We start from the raw sequence: 18275 nt of genomic DNA, 5'->3' as shown, positions 1-18275 counted from the left end.
CCACTTTTGTGGCTCTTTTTAGGTTACTCGTTAGTTTTTGCATACTCACTTTACTTGCTGCGTTGACGTACAGCCTCAAACAGCACCACACCTGTAGCAACAGAAACGTTCAAGCTACTTACGGTTCCCGCCATAGGAATATTAATCAGGTGATCACAGGTTTCTTGCGTTAAACGACGCAAGCCATCGCCTTCTGCCCCCATGAGTACGCCTATGTTGCCGGTTAAATTTGCCTGGTAAACCGAGCCATCTGCTTCACCGGCGGCGCCAAATAACCAGATACCTTTTTCCTGCAATTTTTTTAATGTACGCGCAAGATTGGTAACGGGCACGAGCGGCAATACCTCTGCAGCACCGCAAGCGACTTTACGTGCAACGGGTGTTAAACCTACCGATTTGTCTTTGGGGACAACAACTACATGCACACCTGCTGCTTCAGCAGTACGCATACAAGCACCGAGATTATGCGGATCTGTCACGCCATCTAAAATCAATACAAACGCGGGCTCGTTTAAATTATCGATAAGTTCGAACAGGAATTTTTCATCATGGACTTCACCGGGCGTGCATATAGCTACCACGCCCTGATGATTTTCATCGCCTACTAATTCATCCAGTTTTTTACGCTCAACAATTTTGCAGCTGATATCGTTGCTTTGTGCAAGATTTAAAATTTTTGTCAGGCGTTGGTCGTTACGACCTTGTACCATAAATACTTCAAGTACCCGCTGGGGTGCACTTTTTAATAAGGCTTGCACAGAATGCAGGCCAAAAATATGTTCGTTTTTCAAATGCTGTTATCCAAATAGTTTTTTAACGGTCAAACAAATCATCTTGGGTTTTAATGTCAGTATCCAGCTTAAGCCAGCGACTGAGTCTAGTCGTCAGATTTACCCAGCGCTTTTTTAACAATAGCTTTCGTCTTAGCAACGAATGACGAAGCTTTTGAGGACGCAGGTTGCTGGACTGTTGATGCCGCCTTCTTGCGCGAAGTTTTTTGAGTTTGCTCGCCATTAGTAGCCTCGCTGGATTTTTTTGCTTTCGTCGTTAACGACTTTGCAGCCACTGTTTCGCCACCTGCCGACTTGCTTTCAACCTTTTTTGCCGCAGCTGATTTTGCAACCGGAGCAATTAACTCAGCAGATTTCTTTGCTGCTGAAATTTTTTCAGCTTTGGTTTGTGCAGGTGTTTTTGCTGTCGGCTTTTTTGTCGCTGCTTTTTTTGTGACTAATGATTTGCCAGACGGCGTTTTAGTTGAAGGGCTTTTTCCAGCAGACTTTTTATTCGCCTTGGCAGTTTTGCCAGCTTTTGATGATTGGGCTGAAGCTGCTGATTTTTTACCGGATGATTTACCACTGGCAGCTTTTGTGCTTTCAGTCGTACGCGCCTTTTTCTTTTCAGCTTTTTTTACAACAATCGGAACTATAGATTTTTTGGGGCGGCGAATCGCATTATCTGATTCCAATTCAAAATCGATTTTACGGTTTTCCAAATCCACACGAACAACACGCACTACAAGCTCATCGCCCAAACCGAATACACGACGAGTACGATCACCCACCAAACGATGTTGTGCCGCTTCAAAACGATAGTAGTCGTGGGGCAATGCTGTGATGTGCACCAAGCCATCCACATACAAATCTTTTAATTCAACAAATAAACCAAAACCGGTAACTGCACTTACGTGACCAGCAAACACAGCGCCAACTTGATCGCGCAAATATTCGCATTTAAGCCAACTGACTACGTCGCGGGTAGCTTCATCTGCACGACGTTCAGTAAGTGAACATTGCTCACCAAAAACCACCATATCATTAGCGTCATAAGGATATATTTGACGAATAGGAATTGGTTTTGCACCCTCAGCACGACGCACATGTGTCGTCGGTAATTCACTGCGGACCACTGAGCGAATAGCACGATGTACGAGCAAATCCGGATAGCGACGAATCGGGGATGTGAAGTGCGTATAGGCATCGTAACCCAAACCAAAGTGACCGCGATTTTCAACCTGATACATCGCCTGACGCAAACTGCGCAGCATAACGGTTTGAATCATATTGGAATCGCTACGACCCTGGATTTGTTGCATGAGTTGCTGGTAATCGCCTGAGGTTGGCTCTGCACCGCCAGCTAAACCTAAACCAAGTTCCGAGAGGAATTCACGCAGATTAGTAAGCTTTTGCTCAGTTGGCCCTTCATGAACGCGATACAAACCAACAAAATTGTGTTTCTCTAAAAATTTTGCTGAACATACGTTGGCACACAACATACATTCTTCAATGAGTTTATGTGCATCGTTGCGTTTAACCGGAACTATACGTTCAATTTTTCGATCTTCGTTAAATTGAATTCGCGTTTCAACCGTATCAAAATCAATTGCACCGCGTTCGTCGCGCGCAACACGCAAGCATTTGTACAGGTTGTGCAACAATTCCAACTGCGGCAAAACATGCTTGTATTCTTCGCGCAAAGCTGCAGCTTCATCATCCGACTCGGTGAGAATTTTTCCAACTTTGGTGTAAGTTAAACGCGCATGCGAATGCATTACACCTTCGTAAAATTCGTAGCCGGTAATTTTGCCTGCGTCGGTAATGGTCATTTCGCAGACCATACACAAACGATCTACATGCGGGTTCAACGAACATAAACCGTTTGATAAAGCTTCCGGCAGCATGGGCACAACATAATCAGGGAAATACACAGAGTTGCCGCGACTACGCGCTTCCATATCCAGCGCGTTATTCACTTTCACATAGTGCGATACATCTGCAATCGCAACATATAAACGCCAACCTCCACGACGACGCTCACACAGAACCGCATCGTCAAAATCGCGCGCGTCTTCACCATCGATAGTTACAAAAGGCAAATGACGAACATCAATGCGATTTAATTTATCGGCCTCCGCAACTTCTGCGGGTAAAACAGCAGCCTCCGCAACAACATCTTGCGGCCACACATGGGGAATACCGTGCGCCTGAATTGCCAATTCAATTTCCATTCCTGGCGCCATATGATCGCCAAGCACCTGGATAACACGTCCCATAGGCAAACGGTTTTTATCCGGCTGCTGTGTAATTTCTGCAACCACAATTTGGCCGTGGGCAGCTCCACCGTAAGCGCCAAATGGAATCATAATATCTTGCGTGATACGCGCATTTTCCGGGCGCACAAATTGCACGCCATCCTCGTTAAAAAAACGTCCGGCTAACTGCGTGGTGTTGCGTGAAAGAACTTCGACAATTGCGCCTTCTTCCTTACCGCGATATTGCTCACCAGACATGCGCACCAAAACTTCGTCGCCATCGAACACACGGCGCATTTGACGATTGTGCAAATAAATATCTTCACCACCATTAGCCGGAATAACAAATCCGTAACCATCTTTATGGCCCTGCACACGGCCGCGAATGACGTCAATTTTATCGAGGCGAAGGTAAGCGTCTTTGCGGTTGCTGATGAGCTGGCCATCGCGCGCCATGGCGATTAGACGACGGCGCAAAGCTTCTACCTGGTCTTCATCAGTAAGATTGAGAATTTCGCACATTTGCGGGTGAGTGATAGGCTCGGCGGCGCTATCAAGCAGGTCCAAAATATACTCGCGGCTGGGAATGGGATTTTCGTATTTTTCGGCTTCGCGAGCAGCAAAAGCGTCCTGATGCGGGGTTTTACGTTTGGTCAAAGGATATATCCTGTAATGGAATACAGCAGCCAATTGGCTGCCTTTGTTGTATCTGACAAGTGAAACTCACTTTCGATCAATTATAAGGCAGACATTATGACAAACCTACAAATAGTTGAGTTTGCGCGTTGACAAGCTTTAGGCCGCTATTTATAGTTCGCGGCCTTGGCCTATGCCGAGTTGCCCAGGTGGTGAAATTGGTAGACACGCCAGCTTCAGGTGTTGGTGGCGCAAGCTGTGCCGGTTCGAGTCCGGCTCTGGGCACCAAACAATCAAAGCTCCTTGCGAGGAGCTTAATAAAAAGCCCCGATGCGAAAGCATCGGGGCTTTTTTGTGCTTGCGACGCCACTATCCTATTTGCGCTACATCCATGTGAAGAAATGCCATGAACCGTAAGAAAAAAATGAACGACGCCTACAATAAAAAGCTGAAAAAACGTAACGATAAATTACGCATCATTAATAAACCCAAGTACATTTCAAAAGCTGACCGTGAAAAAATTGCTTTAGAAGAACAGCAAACCCAGGATTAATGGGTCGCATAATTGAAGTGTAAAAATAATTATCGCGCCACCTTGTTCGCTACATAAACCTTCACTCTGGAGATGTAGCGGACCTACCCCAAAACAAAAAGCCCCAATGTTTTCACATCGAGGCTTCTTCTTTACGGCTTACAGCACCGGCTTAGTTAAAACTCTTTACGGGCATTCTCTGCTTTTTTTGCCTTTTTCAAATCGTGCTTTTCTTTTGCCGTTCTAGCGGCAGGCTTTTTGCCTTCTTTTTTGCTATCTTGGGCCTTGCTCATGATATTTCTCCTAGGTAAGAAATTGAGTACAGCAATAAAAGACTACTACCTAATTCAATAGAAAGATAGGACTCAGTTGGGTTTATTTGATACGGCTACACAAGCGTGGAAATGAACTTCCTGTGTTAAAACTCGTCCCAATATTAATTATGTATTAGCTTAAAATACCATTTACCAAATGGGCCTAAATCCCAAAAAGTACGGCAACCGAGGTGACTTATGACTCAATTCCGAACCGAGCACGACACCATGGGTGAAGTACAAGTACCCTCCTCTGCGTTCTACGGTGCGCAAACCCAACGCGCTATAGATAATTTTTCATTGAGCGATTTGCGTTTGCCGTTACATTTTATTTATGCCGTTGCACACATTAAAAAAGCTGCTGCGCAAACCAACCAGCAATTGGGATTATTAAACGCAGAAATTGCCCGCGGAATTATCAACGTAAGTGAAGCGATTATTGCTGGCGAACATGCAGATCAATTTCCCATAGATGTTTTCCAAACAGGTTCTGGCACCAGCACTAACATGAATGTTAACGAGGTGATTGCCCATATAGCGCACAAGGCAACAGGGGAAAAAGTACATGCAAACGATCATGTAAATATGGGCCAGAGCAGTAACGACACAATTCCCAGCGCAATTCATATAAGCGCGGCTATAGCATTTGAGCAAAAGCTTTTACCCGCATTGGAAAACTTGCACACGCATTTATTGGGCAAAGCTGAACAATTACAAGATGTTGTGAAAACTGGCCGCACCCATTTAATGGATGCAATGCCCCTCACCTTCGGCCAGGAAATTAGCGGTTGGGCAAGCCAGATCGAAAGCAATTATGTGCGTTTACAAAGCATATTTCCGCAGTTATTACAGCTCGCCCAAGGCGGAACTGCAGTGGGAACAGGTATTAATGCCCATCCACAATTTGCTCAGGCTTTTGCACAACATTTGAGTGAAAACACAGGGTTGCCTTTTACGCCGGCGAATAATTTTTTTGCATTGATGAGCGCACAAGATACTGCGGTAGCAGTTTCCGGCCAGCTGAAAACTCTCGCTGTAAGCTTAATGAAAATTGCCAATGATTTGCGCTGGATGAATTCAGGGCCCTTGGCTGGCCTTGCGGAAATAAATTTACACGCCTTGCAACCGGGTTCATCCATAATGCCAGGCAAAGTAAATCCGGTGATCCCGGAAGCCGTATGCATGGTATGCGCGCAGGTTATTGGTAATGACGCAAGCATTAGCCTTGCAGGACAATCGGGAAACTTTCAATTAAATGTAATGCTTCCGCTAATTGCCTACAATCTTTTGCAATCCATTGATTTGCTCAGCAATGCGTGCAATCAATTAGCGGAGAAAGCAATTGCAAATTTCACCGTCAACCATAAAAATATCGAGAATGCCTTAGCGCGCAATCCAATTTTAATTACGGCATTAAATTCTGTTATTGGCTATGAAAAAGCTGCTGCTATTGCTAAAAAAGCTTACAAGGAAGGAAGAGCTATTATTGATGTTGCTCAAGCAGAAACGGATATTGACCGAGCTGAACTTGAACGTTTACTAAACCCCAAATCTTTAACGGGTGAATAAACGCTTAAGTTAACTGCAGCAATGCATACACATAAATACTGATTAACAGTAAACAAAAAACGCCAAGAGCCATACCAGACACTTTATATACCGTCATTTTTGTTTCCTCTCGTTTCTATATCCGCATTTTCTCGCAGCAAAAACTAACCCGTCACTTTGTATTGGGAAGTGACGGGTTAATTGTTTAAGGATTGGGATAATTGATGATAATGCTTACACGACGGTTTTGCTGACGCCCGGTCTCGGTAGAGTTATATGCATAACGACGAGACAAACCAAAGCCTTCCGCCGTTAAGCGCGAGCGGTCAACACCTGCCTTTTCAACCAAATAATCCACTACTTTTTGCGCACGCAATTGCGAAACTTTCACGGCGGTGGCAGGCGATGTGTTGTCAGTATGACCTTCTACGGTTGCCGTAACATCAGGATTATCATTCAGGAATTTACCAACTCGATTTAATTCGCCGTAATATTCTTCGGCCACATCTGCATTATTTCGCGCATATTCCATTTTTAAAGCCATGGTCACGCGCGCTGTTAGCGGTTGCAAACCTGCAATATCATTAGCGCAGGAAATAACTGCTTTAATGCGACGATTATGACGCTTGCCATCTTCAGTTGCGTTATCTGCAATGGGTTGGCTTTCGCCGTAGCCCGTTGCTGTTAAACGATTTCTAGCGATATTGTAATTAGCTGCTAAATAATCAACCACGCTTTCAGCCCTGCGTTGTGATAGGCCCAAGTTCCTGTCGGTATCACCAACATCGTCAGTATGACCTTCGATTACCGCAGTAGTTGCAGGGTACTTGTTCAAAAAGTTTGCAACCACTGCCAGCTTTTCTTTTTCAGCCCGTTGGATGGCGGCGTTATCAATCTCAAACTCAATATCCAACGTGGTGCAATATTCCTGTTGTCTCACTACAGGAGCAGGAGCCGGTGCGGGAGCAACTACAGGTGCAGCTTTACGGCCGAATTTGTAAACCAACCCAAGGCTTAAAAAATTCGCATAACCTTTTTTGTCAATTGCATCGTTTAGACGGTAACGCTCTACCTCCAGGCGAGCAGCCCATGAAGGTGTGAATGCATATTCCAAACCCAAGCCAATTTTAGGGTTAAAGTTTTTGTCGTCCCGGTTTGGATTGGCTACAAAAATTGCTTCACTCGGTGCGAAGCTGTCATTACGCTTTGCATAGGTAACACCAATCAAACCAAAACCTGATAATTTTTCTGTAAACGGAACTCTGCCGATTAAATCCAAATTAATCCCTTTGAATTCGCTTTGCCCATATAAAGAGCCTGTGGGTGTTACTAGCGCGGTGAAATCGGTTTTGCCTAAATCAAAATAGCCGCCCTCCAAACTCACATGGGAATTAAATTGATAACCGGCAAATAATTTGTAGCCCTTGTCATTGGTATCACTTTCAATGGAATTAACGGTGAATTGATCAGTGGCAATTTCTTCTGCGATATTGCGATTATCCAAATCGTATTTCGTTTTTCCTAATGCACCACCTATGTACCAACCGCGATTTTCATCTGCACGGACAATACCTGCATTTAAAATACAGAGTATAAATAACAGCATTAACAGATAAGGTTTGAGGGTAGCGAAAGAGATGGTGAACTTTGTGTGGTTTAGTCTCATGGTCTTCTCCTTAGGTTTACTTCCTTGATAGCACTAGCACTGTCAAGGTACATAGCGATCTTAAAACTCTAACTAGGATAGAATTTTACGCGCCGCACCCGTTTATTCAGTGCGCTAACTAACCATGCCTAAGCTATATAAGTAAAAATCCCTGGCAAAAACACTGGCGCAATAAGACAAAATCCCTCACTGCCGAACAATGAGGGGTTTGCTTGATTCCAATTTCCAATGAAATCCTGTTCGTTATTTCACGTGCATGTCGTTAGTGACAGATTTAACTCCCTTCACTTCCTTGGCGAGTTTTACTGCTTGATATTGTGCTTCCACAGAACTAACAAAACCGCTCAGTTGCACGACACCCTTATAGGTTTCCACATTTACTTCAGTTGCCCGTAAAAGATCATCGCTGGCGATGGCCGCTTTAACACGAGTAGTAATAACAGTGTCATCTATGTATTCACCTGTGCTTTCCTGCTTTGGTGTTGAGGTACAGGCGACCATAAATATTAAACAGATGGTAATTAAAAAAAGTGGAATATTTTTTAATAGCGCTTTTGCAATGATTTGCCCTAAAGATAATTCGACAGGTGATGGATAAATGGATGATAAATCCAAATCATCTTCATGCGTTCGATCTGAATGGCTATGGATGTCAGTATTCATAGATAGACTCCTATCCTACTTATCCTCGCAAAAAACAATTAAAAGTTCGCAAGTTAATTAATTGCGCCAGATTAAATAAATTGAGCGGCGACATGCGCCGCTCACCTAACTACAATCGACCTGTTAACAAAAGTACTAACAGAATTATGATCACCAACCCCAAGCCCCCGCTTGGCCCATAACCCCAACTACGGCTGTGTGGCCAGCTTGGAATAGCGCCTATAAGAGCCAGAATTAAAATCACTAATAAAATTGTTCCTAAAGTCATAGGTTTTCCCTCGGTTATTGAACAGCAGATTTAGTGTTGGCAATGATCACCTCTACACGGCGATTCATTTGACGGCCAGATGATGTTTCATTGCTAGCAACCGGGAAGTTTTCACCCTTGCCCGTAGCACTTAAACGATTTGGCGCTATACCTTGTGAAACTAAAAATTGCTGTACAGCATTAGCACGACGTTGTGACAATCCGAGGTTGTAATCTTCGCTACCCACGCTATCAGTGTGGCCTTCAATGGTGACAGTGCGATCCGGGTATTGAGTCAAGAACGCAGACAGTTTGGATATATTTACAATTGACCCCTCTTTTAAATCTGACTTTCCTGTTTCAAACAATACATCGCCCAAGGTAACAACCAAACCGCGCTCGGTAGTTTTTGCATTCAACTCGGCGATTTGACGTTGCAACTCTTCTGCTTGTCTGCGCGCTTGCTCGGCGTCGGCGCGTGCTGCGTCAGCTTCCTGGGTGCGCGAGTCCAAACGTGCTTTTTCACGCGCTTCCGCCAATTCCTTACGCTGGTCTTCCAAATAGCGTGTTTGCGCTTGCGCGGCAGCTATATCAATTTTGTGATCAGCCACCCAGACCAAGTGATCCAGCAAAGCATCATCTTTAGGTACCTTTTCAGCAGCTTGCACAGCAGTTTCTGCTTCTTTGAAGGCTACTGGTGCACGGTTTGCTAATTGAGGGTCAGATTGTAAAGTGCTTAACTTACTGCGCACAGCCGCGACTTCCGGTGGAATTTTTGGTGTGCTTGAGCAAGATGAAAACAGAACCAAACTTAGTGCTACAGCACTAATAAATTTACCTGCATAAATTAATCTGTTCATTATTGAGCTCCTTGATTACGTTGCAATTCTTGTTTTATCACGCTATTGCCTTTTTGCAATTCATCATTCACTTCTTTTGCTTTTGCTGTGGCGGCTTGCGCCATAGCCAGATCGGCATTCAAGTGCGCCTTCTGCGCGAGACGCGCTGCAGTTGTCATATTTTTATCGGCAACTTCAGCTTTTGCAGCGGCAAGATGTTTACGCGCTTCTACCAATTCTGGTGACGAATAATCTGCTACTTGAGCTTGTTCAGCATGAGCAATAGCTGTCTCTGCTGCGGTAATTTGGCTATTCGGTGGCGGTGTTGATGCGCACGCGGCCAAAACAATTGCGGCAATTACTGCTGAACCGACTGTACGAATTTTGGAAAGAAATAAATGGTTAAATTCTCTCGCATGTAAATATTTGATATTCCGAATCATGGTGGTATTCCTCGCTTAATCTAGTTTTTACTGAATACTTCTGAATGCAACCAAACATAAGGTTCAGAAATTTTTGGGTTGAGGCAAGTTTATAGTGGCGCAACAATAGGAGTTTATCGGTGCGTTATCGCACCATTTTAAATGCATCGTTTAACGCCTGTTACAGCAGTTCAGCAACATCAAAATTCAATAAAAATGACGGCAAAATTTTTGTATTTTTTACTATCTTATTTTTGAAAAGAGCACAGATAATCTTGTGTGCGTTGACGTACAGATGCTTGGCGGTTTTACGCGGATTATTTAACGAACTCGGCAGCAGGGATTTAGTTTCACTGCCAGAGCCGTGGACATTAACTTTCAAAATCAGGAACCTATTATGAACAGCGATATTCAACCCGTGGAAAGTTTTGAACCAAAAGAAAAACCCGGTAGCATTTCGGTAGAATTCCAACGTTTTCTAACTGATATTGAAGATCTGGTCGCTCAAGCAACCTCCCTCACCGGCGAAGATCTGGCTAAATTAAAAAATACAATGAATGAACGCATTGTGGTTGCTAAAGCTTCATTGAATGAGCTGAGCAATAATCTTGTTCAGAAAGCGCGTAATGGTGCAGCAGCTACCAACAATTATGTCCATGAACAACCCTGGACGGCAGTAGGTGCAGGCGCAGCTATTGGCTTGCTGGTTGGATTATTAGTTTCTCGTCGCGACTAGTGCTATGTGGAAAATCATTCTGGAAATTGCCAAAAGTATGACGGCCGGTAAGGACACCGACTCCGTAAATCCCCTGCAACTAATTAACTTATTTAGTTCAGCTGGGAGCGCCTTATCTGCGCAAGCATCCTTACATGCGCAACTCGCTCAAGTTGAGTGGGAAGAGGAGAAACAGCGCCTATGCCAAATGGCAATTTTCAGCGTGATTGCTTTTGCGTTTTTCCTGTGTTTTTTATTAGTCCTTAGCGCCTTCGCAATTGCACTAAGTTGGGATACGCCCTATCGCATTCCAGTATTTATTGTTTTAATTCTGGCACATTTATGTGTAGTAATTTGGGCCGGTTTACGTGTTAAAGCGCTAGCTGCTTTAAGCAGTAATAGTTTTGCTGCAACTCGTGCCGAAATCGCAGCAGATATAGCCTTACTTAAGAGCGTACTATGAGCGAGTTAACTGGCACAAACGAATCATTCGAAGAGAATGTAACAGACACCACTGCAGTAAGCGAACCCAGAACACTGGCACAGCAGCGCATGGATTTATGTTTGCTTTTACAACACAATCGCCAGGTCATCGCCAATAAATTAACAGGACCTGAGCGTCAAAATATATTCCCGCGTAGCGCCGCCATGCGTTTTATATCTAACCACAGCACGCACGAATTAATTCACAAAGCTGCTAATGCAGCACTTGGTCTGCAAACATTCCGCGCTATACGCTGGGGCTTGTCTGCATTGAAATTCGCGCGTAACACCTTCAAGAAAGCTTGATACATCAATTTAAAGCCACCCTGATTTTTTAAACCGATAATACAAATAACCGCAGGTTGCACTCACCACTAGAATTGCGGCCGGATAACCAAATCTCCATTTTAGCTCTGGCATCACATCAAAATTCATTCCCCAAATGCCAAAAAAAGCGGTGGCCACACCGAAAATTGCAGCCCAGGCTGCGAGCCTTTTATTCACTTCACCTTCATCAATTGCCACCATCGACAAATTCACCTGGATCGCCGTACCTATGGTTTCACGAATCGAATCTACTGAAATATTTATTCGGTACAGATGATCGTGGATATCGCGAAAATAATCTTTGGTATCGGCAACAATCGGAGGTACGCGACCACCATCCAATTTTCCAACTGCCTCTAACAAAGGCGCAACTGCATGTTTAAGAATGGTTACTTTGCGTTTTAATTGATAGAGTTTTTGAATATTCGCGCGCTGCGAGCCCTTGATAAATATTTGCTCCTCCACTTTTTCCAATTCAGATTCAATTGCATCCATAACGGGAAAATAGCGATCGACTACAGCATCCATTAATGCGTACAAAACAAATGCTGACCCTTGCTGAAGATGATGGGGTTCACGTTCACAGCGAGCACGCACCCCCAAAAAACCTTGCTGACTGCGGTTGCGTGTAGATAGCACATAATTATTGCCGACAAACACGTCCACCTCACCAACGCATAGCTGGTCATCATGTATTTCAAGCGCGTGCATGACCGCAAATAATGAATCGCCGTACTCTTCAATTTTAGGGCGCTGGTGGCCCAACATTGCATCTTCAACAGCCAGCTCATGCAGACCAAATTCTTCCTGCATTTTTGTTAACTCAGCTGGTTCAGCATCTTTCAACGCAACCCATACAAAGCAATCCGGATGCTTCACATATTCACTGATATCTTCAATATCAATGTCGCACAGTTTTTTTCCTTCTTGATAGGCCACACAGTTAATTAGCATTTACATCCTCACACTTTGCGCTTTCAATTTTGATTTTCAAATAGCTTATATAAATCCAAAAATGACGTACATAGGAATTTGGTAATTAAGCTAGCTAGCGTACAGATTCATTTATTGGCGACCGACTATTCTCTAACTTCCTATTAATCTTAGGGAGTGATTTTATGAAATTATTAACAGTACTTATTTGCTTATGCAGCATGATGACTATGGTAGCTTGTAATAGCTACTCACCACGCGAAGAACGAGTTCGCAGCGTTCATTCTGCTCCCCGAATTTCATCTGAAAAATATGGCCGCGTTACTGATATTGAAGTCATGTCGCTTGAATCTCGTTCCTCTGGTGGCGGTGCCGTTCTCGGCGCTGTTATAGGCGGAGTATTAGGGCATCAAGTTGGTAAAGGCACTGGTCGCGATGTAGCTACAGGTGCAGGTGCGATTGGCGGTGCAATTGCGGGCAACAAAGTTGAAAAACGCAATGGCCGCGATACGGAGATTTATCGCGTTACCGTAAAATTTGAAAACGGTAGCCGACAACAATTTGACTACGAAGACATTGATGATTTGCGTGTGGGTGACCGGGTGAAAGTTGAAGACGGACAACTGGAACGCTTGTAAACCTTATTCACGGACTCAGATTTTTTAGAGCAAAAGGTATTTGCGATTAGGTGTGGCCGATGCTTGTGCATGTCAACTTTTAATTTTGCAATTGCAAATTGTTCGACCTGCACAAGCAAACACATTTTAATATTGAGGAAATACTCTGATGCAACTTAATATTTTTGATGCGAGTATTCTGATCGTTGATGATCAGGCTGCAAACGTACTTTTATTGGAGCAACTGCTAAGCGAAGCTGGCTACACCAATTTAAGTATGACGATGAATCCGCTCGACGTTTGTGCCTTACATCAGCAGCACGCCTATGATTTAATTCTGCTGGATATACAAATGCCTGGCATGGATGGATTCCAAGTCATGGAAGGTTTAAAGGCCGAACAGAAAGATAGCTATCTACCAGTCATTGTTTTAACCGCACAGCCCATGCATAAGCTAAAAGCTTTACAAGCGGGCGCTAAAGATTTTATTAGCAAGCCATTCGATCTAGTAGAAGTTAAAACTCGCATACACAATATGCTGGAAGTACGCCTACTTTATAAAAAGCTTGCCGAGTACAACCAACAACTTGAAGAGACAGTTAACAAACGCACGGCTGAATTGCGCGACAGCGAAAACCGTTTTCGTCGCCTGACCGAGCTGGCTTCAGACTGGAGCTGGGAGCAGGATACGGAAGGACATTTCATTAACATGCCTGACAACCTGTTAAATGCGTTAGGCATTAGTCGCCCAAATGATCCACATCAAGCGGACAATTTAGACGGCTGGAATGAAAATGACCGCGCAAAATTTAATGCGATACTCGCAAGCCGCCAACCATTTGTCGACTTCACTTTTTGCAGAACCAACGAAAGAGGCCAAGCCCAACATTTCCGCATTAGTGGAGAACCGGTATTGGATGCAAACGGACAATTTGTTGGCTATCGCGGCTTAGGGACTGACTACAAAGTGCTGATTAGCGTGGCTAGTTAAAAACTCAAACCTCAATATCAATACGATGATAAGTGGGGCGATAATTAGCTACCGCAAGAAAGGCACGGCTAGCCGGATCAGTATTCTGATTCGCCTTTTTACCGCTGGACTTAGTATCGGTCGTGGGCTCTGGTGGAGGGATAACCTGCGGCTTAGTAGTAACGCTATATTGGTGAGGCGTTTGCGGATCGCGCTCAGCATCGAGGGTAACTGCAGGCCGCACTTGAGCTTGTGGTTTCTGCGTATAAACAGACCCCTGCCCATAAGTGGAATAGCCAACAAAATCACCGATAACCATCGCGCGCAACCCAGATTAATAAGTGATCAGTATAGCCAAGAATTCCCCTCCACCGAATAACTTTACCAATTCACTTCACCTTCGGCGTCGCCGTTAGAACGATCCCCATGGCCCAGGAACCACGACTTCCGAAAGGCCAGGTTAACAACTTGATATGATTGTTGGTCTGGTCTGCCTGAAGCTCCCATTTGGCAATAAAATGACGATGAAAATTCCCTATACGCACGCTCTGGCAAGCAACGGGGCCGCCGTCCAAATTCAGGGCAACTTTAATATCCAAAGGCGAAGTCCGTAAAAACTCGCCTAATCGGTGGATTGAGAAAAAAGCATCGGCAGTCGTTCCTACAAGCACCCTCCCCTGACGATCCTGCGCGACAAAAGTTCGGTTCGCTAGCCAGCGGCTTGCCGTATGGACATGATTTTGCCCATCTTCACCTACCAATAAAGGAAAGGAAACCATCGCGTTTTGGGCATTTTTGAAAGCCGTCTCCCAATTCATTTGGCCCGATAAATCCACGATTGCAGCATTCTCTGAATCCGCAACAAAAGCTCCTGCTTTGGCGTCGTAAGGTTTGATACCAAGAAAACGTCCTTCACTTATAAATGGAGTGGACGGTAAACCATAACGGTCAAAATAACTACCGTTAACAATGAGTGTGGCGGTTGGTAAAGCGCTCTCCCATTCGGCTAGACCACGATTTCCCTTAGGCGCATTCAATACTGAAAAGCTGTAGAGCTTGGGATCAATACGGTTGAGCATAATTCTGTCGACCTCGAGGCCATTTGCCAGCACGCTCAGCTCAGCTGTTTCAAATCCCTCTGCCAATACCTGCCACTTCAATTCACCAGCAACGACAGGAAGGTCAGGCGAACGCAAAGCCAAACGCATGGACGCAGATAAACGGGGATCGTCAATTTTAACATCAGTCCAAAATGTTCCACCCCGCCTCAACAACACATTAAAACCGTACCAATGACTGTAGCTATACAACCCTATACAAAAAGCCGCCAATACACTCAGGACTACCCAATATCTCAATTTCATTCCCGGCTCAAACCTCCAGTGTATCTTTGCGTAATAAGATAGCGGGATGGCCTAACTCAACCGCGCCTTCGAAAAACTCTTGCCCGACCAGGCGAGGGGCGACTTTCTTCCAGCCGTAGGATTCCTGGCCGCACATAGATTGGATTTTACCCAGTACCAGGTCATCTTCTTTGATAATATCGCCATCGGCTACACGGTGGTAACCCTTTGGATAGGGATGCATCTAAACCTCTATGCAATAAATTTCATTGAGTATCGCTTATTTTTTTTTAACCTGTCGATTATTCGCTACAAGGTTCGACTATTTAGGTAACTTTCACCTATGGTAGCTTTCACCTATGGCAATTTTCATCTATAGGAAATTTTTCTACCTATAGCGACTTGTTTTATCAACTGGATTTACATAATGACTTCACCAGATTCAAACCAGAATTCAAAAATTTCTTCACTGGAATTCACCATACTTGTCGCACTGATGATGTCGATTGTGGCGATTTCAATTGATGCGCTTTTACCAGCATTGGGGATTATTCGCACCGAAATTCAAATGGCCTATGAGAACCAGGTACAGCTGGTGATTAGCGCGCTGTTTTTAGGCATGGCGCTGGGTCAATTAGTTTGCGGCCCGCTTTCCGATGCAACTGGCCGCAAAAAAGTTTTATACAGCGGCATACTTTTATTTTTAATTGGCAGCCTGATTTGTTTTTTTGCGCAGGATATTAATACGCTTTTGATTGGCAGATTCGTTCAAGGCTTGGGCGTTTCTGGCCCTTATGTATCGGCAATTTCTATTGTGCGCGATAAATATGCTGGCCGCGAAATGGCGAAAGTTATGTCGCTGGTGATGATGATTTTTATTATGGTGCCCGCCATTGCACCGAGTTTGGGGCAAGCAATTTTATTTTTCGCATCCTGGCGCTATGTGTTTGTGCTTTACATTGTTTACTCTGTGATTATCGGCTTATGGATTTTTTTACGACTGGAAGAAACCCTGCCCAAAGCGAATCGCATTCCCTTTAGTGTTACGGGTTTTGTCGATGGATTTAAGGAAGTTATTTGCAACCGTACAACCATGGGGTACACCCTGTGCATGGGTTTATTTTTTGGTAGCTTTGTGGGTTATCTCAATTCGTCGCAACAAATTTTCCAAGTGCAATTCGGTACAGGGAAAATGTTTACCGTTTATTTTGGTGTGCTTGCTTTAGTGTTTGGAGTGTCCTCGCTACTAAACTCACAGCTGGTCGAAAAATGGGGCATGCATTTTATTAGCAATCGCGCCGTGATGAGTATTATTGCAAGTTCAGCGGTATTTTTAGGGTTACATGCCGTAAGCGATATTCAGTTATGGATGTTTATGATTTATGCCGCCATTTTGTTTTTTGCATTTGGTTTAATTTTCGGCAATGTGAATGCTATGGCCATGGAACCTATGGGGCATGTTGCGGGGATCGCCTCCGCAATTATTGGTTCTGTATCGTCTATTATTTCGATGGTCATTGGCACCTTCATTGGCCAACTCTATAACAACACCTTAATTCCTGTAACAGTGGGATTTCTCATCATGACCAGCCTGGCCATCCTGCTCATGAAATTTGCCGATTCCAATAACCCCAATCCCGGCAGTTAATTTTCATATCACTGTTTAAAGCGCGGAAGGAAATCGCGCTTTGCTCGCCCCCCTCCCCCATCACCAACTCGCGCCAAAGAACCACCCACTTAAGATAACGCTTAAGGGAGAGTAACAGTCCAGTGTGCCGCTCCCTATAAATTGGGAACTTTTGAAACTAAACAATTCCCGAAAAGTCATAGTTGAGCTGTTACAGGCTAGACTGAACAAAAGATACAGACATTTGTAATGACTCGCCTATACAATGCCGAAAAATTTGGCGCCTGAATTTCTAGCCTACACAATAATCAATCAAATGCCTCAAAAGGCATAGCTGTCCGTGCTACAACGCGAAGGTGATGTTCATGAGAAACATTATTGTTCCTCAAGTTTTTAAGTGCTTGTCCTGGCTGCCGCTTTCGGCAGCGCGTGTTTTGGGCGCTGCTATAGGCCAATGCATGTGGCTCGCTAAAGGCCGCAGTCACCGCATAACCCTTAAAAATATCCGCACCTGCTTCCCGCAATTATCACCGCAAGAAACCCAAAAGCTTACTCACCAGAGCCTGATTGAAACGGCAAAAACAGCGGCAGAAGTAAGCCTTATCTGGCGCAACTCCTGGTCATGGCTGGAATCCAAAATTGTCGCTGTGGAAGGTGAAGACATTTTGCGGGCCGAACTGGCCAAGGGCCGCGGTTTGATTGCGCTGGCGCCACATCTTGGCAATTGGGAAGTTATTGCTCCTTATCTTGCCAGCGTCGCACCACTCACAGCTATGTATCAACCCGTTGCCATTCCCGCCATGGATAAGTTAATCCTCGCTGGCCGCAGTAAAAGTAATATCAATATGGCCCCCACCAATCGTAAAGGTGTGTTGATGCTGCTTAAAGCGTTGCAGCAGGGAAATATTGTTGGAATTCTGCCAGACCAATTACCCAAAAAAGATGCCGGAGCTGAACTCGCAAGCTTTTTCGGGCAAGAAACATTGACCATGAGCCTGGTCCACTCGCTCATTACCCGCACCCAAAGCCGCGCCATTGCCCTGTTTGCCAAACGAGTTCCCGGGGGGTTTAAAGTAATTGTTCTACCGGCTGATGAAGCGATTTACAGCGAAGATCCGCTTATTTCAATACGCGGATTAAACGCGAGTGTAGAGAACTGTGTTCACTTGGCACCTGCCCAGTACCAATGGGAGTACAACCGCTTTCGTTTCCCCAAATCCCACCAACTTGCGCGTGAACAAAAGCGCAACCTCTTCGCGTGCAAGCAGCACTGCGATACCAACCCTTAGGCGTCAGTAGCTTTTAGCGCTCTCGTTCCAATTCTGCAATGCCTCGCCCGCTTTCCATTCACTTATCCTGCTTTAC

20 protein-coding genes and 1 tRNA gene are annotated in these 18275 nt (G+C 44.6%); 10 read left to right on the top strand and 11 right to left on the bottom strand.

From position 1 onward, the window contains the following. Positions 1-50: 50 nt before the first annotated feature. Together rlmB and rnr are read right to left on the bottom strand one after the other, a co-directional pair. Positions 51-791 carry a 23S rRNA (guanosine(2251)-2'-O)-methyltransferase RlmB gene (rlmB, locus tag IE104_RS11670; protein ID WP_189418755.1) on the bottom strand — a complete coding sequence of 247 codons (741 nt, stop codon included), beginning with the start codon at positions 789-791 and terminating at the stop codon, positions 51-53. Between the two features lie 86 nt (positions 792-877). Next, positions 878-3685 (bottom strand): ribonuclease R, encoded by a 2808-nt coding sequence (gene rnr, locus IE104_RS11665; RefSeq protein WP_189418753.1) that lies wholly within the window; start codon positions 3683-3685, stop codon positions 878-880. A 182-nt stretch (positions 3686-3867) separates the two neighbouring features. Here rnr and IE104_RS11660 point away from each other — a divergent pair. From IE104_RS11660 to IE104_RS11650, 3 genes are all read left to right on the top strand, one after another. Next, a tRNA-Leu gene (locus IE104_RS11660) sits at positions 3868-3952 on the top strand. Positions 3953-4070: 118 nt separating this feature from the next. Further along, positions 4071-4217, top strand: a complete 147-nt coding sequence (locus IE104_RS11655; protein WP_189418752.1) for a DUF2986 domain-containing protein — start codon at positions 4071-4073, stop codon at positions 4215-4217. Between the two features lie 491 nt (positions 4218-4708). Then, entirely contained in the window at positions 4709-6079 is a 1371-nt protein-coding gene (locus IE104_RS11650) for a class II fumarate hydratase (protein ID WP_189418750.1), read from the top strand. A 184-nt stretch (positions 6080-6263) separates the two neighbouring features. On the opposite strand, the gene IE104_RS11645 is transcribed toward IE104_RS11650, so the two are convergent. The 5 genes from IE104_RS11645 to IE104_RS11625 form a co-directional block, all read right to left on the bottom strand. Next, positions 6264-7724 (bottom strand): OmpA family protein, encoded by a 1461-nt coding sequence (locus IE104_RS11645; RefSeq protein WP_189418748.1) that lies wholly within the window; start codon positions 7722-7724, stop codon positions 6264-6266. A gap of 243 nt (positions 7725-7967) precedes the next feature. Further along, positions 7968-8387: a BON domain-containing protein gene (locus tag IE104_RS11640; protein ID WP_189418746.1), complete on the bottom strand. Its 420-nt coding sequence runs from the start codon at positions 8385-8387 to the stop codon at positions 7968-7970. Between the two features lie 109 nt (positions 8388-8496). Further along, positions 8497-8655, bottom strand: a complete 159-nt coding sequence (locus tag IE104_RS11635) for a DUF3309 family protein (RefSeq protein ID WP_189418744.1) — start codon at positions 8653-8655, stop codon at positions 8497-8499. Positions 8656-8669: 14 nt separating this feature from the next. Next, on the bottom strand, positions 8670-9494 hold the full coding sequence (locus tag IE104_RS11630) for an OmpA family protein (RefSeq protein ID WP_189418742.1): 825 nt from the start codon (positions 9492-9494) through the stop codon (positions 8670-8672). Continuing rightward, positions 9494-9916: a DUF4398 domain-containing protein gene (locus tag IE104_RS11625; RefSeq protein WP_189418740.1), complete on the bottom strand. Its 423-nt coding sequence runs from the start codon at positions 9914-9916 to the stop codon at positions 9494-9496. The genes IE104_RS11630 and IE104_RS11625 overlap by 1 nt, the downstream gene beginning before the upstream one ends. 376 nt (positions 9917-10292) lie before the next feature. Here IE104_RS11625 and IE104_RS11620 point away from each other — a divergent pair, with 376 nt between their 5' ends. Genes IE104_RS11620 through IE104_RS11610 form a run of 3 tightly spaced genes read left to right on the top strand, consistent with a single transcriptional unit; the run spans position 10293 to position 11399 of the window. After that, entirely contained in the window at positions 10293-10631 is a 339-nt protein-coding gene (locus tag IE104_RS11620) for an ElaB/YgaM/YqjD family protein (RefSeq protein ID WP_189418738.1), read from the top strand. A 4-nt stretch (positions 10632-10635) separates the two neighbouring features. Further along, positions 10636-11073 (top strand): phage holin family protein, encoded by a 438-nt coding sequence (locus IE104_RS11615; RefSeq protein ID WP_189418736.1) that lies wholly within the window; start codon positions 10636-10638, stop codon positions 11071-11073. Further along, positions 11070-11399, top strand: a complete 330-nt coding sequence (locus IE104_RS11610) for a hypothetical protein (RefSeq protein WP_189418734.1) — start codon at positions 11070-11072, stop codon at positions 11397-11399. The genes IE104_RS11615 and IE104_RS11610 overlap by 4 nt, the downstream gene beginning before the upstream one ends. Before the next feature lie 9 nt (positions 11400-11408). On the opposite strand, the gene corA is transcribed toward IE104_RS11610, so the two are convergent. Next, positions 11409-12374: a magnesium/cobalt transporter CorA gene (gene corA, locus IE104_RS11605; protein ID WP_189418732.1), complete on the bottom strand. Its 966-nt coding sequence runs from the start codon at positions 12372-12374 to the stop codon at positions 11409-11411. 164 nt (positions 12375-12538) lie between these two features. Between corA and IE104_RS11600 the strand changes: the two genes are divergently transcribed. Both IE104_RS11600 and IE104_RS11595 read left to right on the top strand, forming a co-directional pair. After that, positions 12539-12991, top strand: coding sequence for an outer membrane lipoprotein (locus IE104_RS11600; RefSeq protein ID WP_189418730.1), 453 nt, complete (start codon positions 12539-12541; stop codon positions 12989-12991). Between the two features lie 148 nt (positions 12992-13139). After that, positions 13140-13961 (top strand): response regulator, encoded by an 822-nt coding sequence (locus tag IE104_RS11595; protein ID WP_189418728.1) that lies wholly within the window; start codon positions 13140-13142, stop codon positions 13959-13961. A gap of 4 nt (positions 13962-13965) precedes the next feature. On the opposite strand, the gene IE104_RS11590 is transcribed toward IE104_RS11595, so the two are convergent. The 3 genes from IE104_RS11590 to IE104_RS11580 all read right to left on the bottom strand — a co-directional run bounded on the left by IE104_RS11590 (position 13966) and on the right by IE104_RS11580 (position 15527). Continuing rightward, on the bottom strand, positions 13966-14259 hold the full coding sequence (locus tag IE104_RS11590; protein ID WP_189418726.1) for a hypothetical protein: 294 nt from the start codon (positions 14257-14259) through the stop codon (positions 13966-13968). Positions 14260-14329: 70 nt separating this feature from the next. Beyond that, the gene (locus tag IE104_RS11585; protein WP_189418724.1) at positions 14330-15304 is read right to left on the bottom strand and encodes a phosphodiester glycosidase family protein; all 975 of its coding nucleotides are present in this window, start codon (positions 15302-15304) and stop codon (positions 14330-14332) included. Between the two features lie 7 nt (positions 15305-15311). Further along, on the bottom strand, positions 15312-15527 hold the full coding sequence (locus tag IE104_RS11580) for a hypothetical protein (RefSeq protein WP_189418722.1): 216 nt from the start codon (positions 15525-15527) through the stop codon (positions 15312-15314). 183 nt (positions 15528-15710) lie between these two features. Between IE104_RS11580 and IE104_RS11575 the strand changes: the two genes are divergently transcribed. Both IE104_RS11575 and IE104_RS11570 read left to right on the top strand, forming a co-directional pair. Further along, positions 15711-16931, top strand: coding sequence for a multidrug effflux MFS transporter (locus IE104_RS11575; protein ID WP_189418721.1), 1221 nt, complete (start codon positions 15711-15713; stop codon positions 16929-16931). Positions 16932-17275: 344 nt separating this feature from the next. After that, positions 17276-18199 carry a lysophospholipid acyltransferase family protein gene (locus tag IE104_RS11570; protein WP_189418719.1) on the top strand — a complete coding sequence of 308 codons (924 nt, stop codon included), beginning with the start codon at positions 17276-17278 and terminating at the stop codon, positions 18197-18199. The last annotated feature ends 76 nt before the right edge of the window (positions 18200-18275 follow it).

The sequence above is a fragment of the Cellvibrio zantedeschiae genome, from assembly GCF_014652535.1.
Taxonomy (GTDB): Bacteria; Pseudomonadota; Gammaproteobacteria; order Pseudomonadales; family Cellvibrionaceae; genus Cellvibrio; species Cellvibrio zantedeschiae.
The sequence above is the reverse complement of the archived record's forward strand: the minus strand, read 5'-3'. Positions and strand labels throughout refer to the sequence as shown.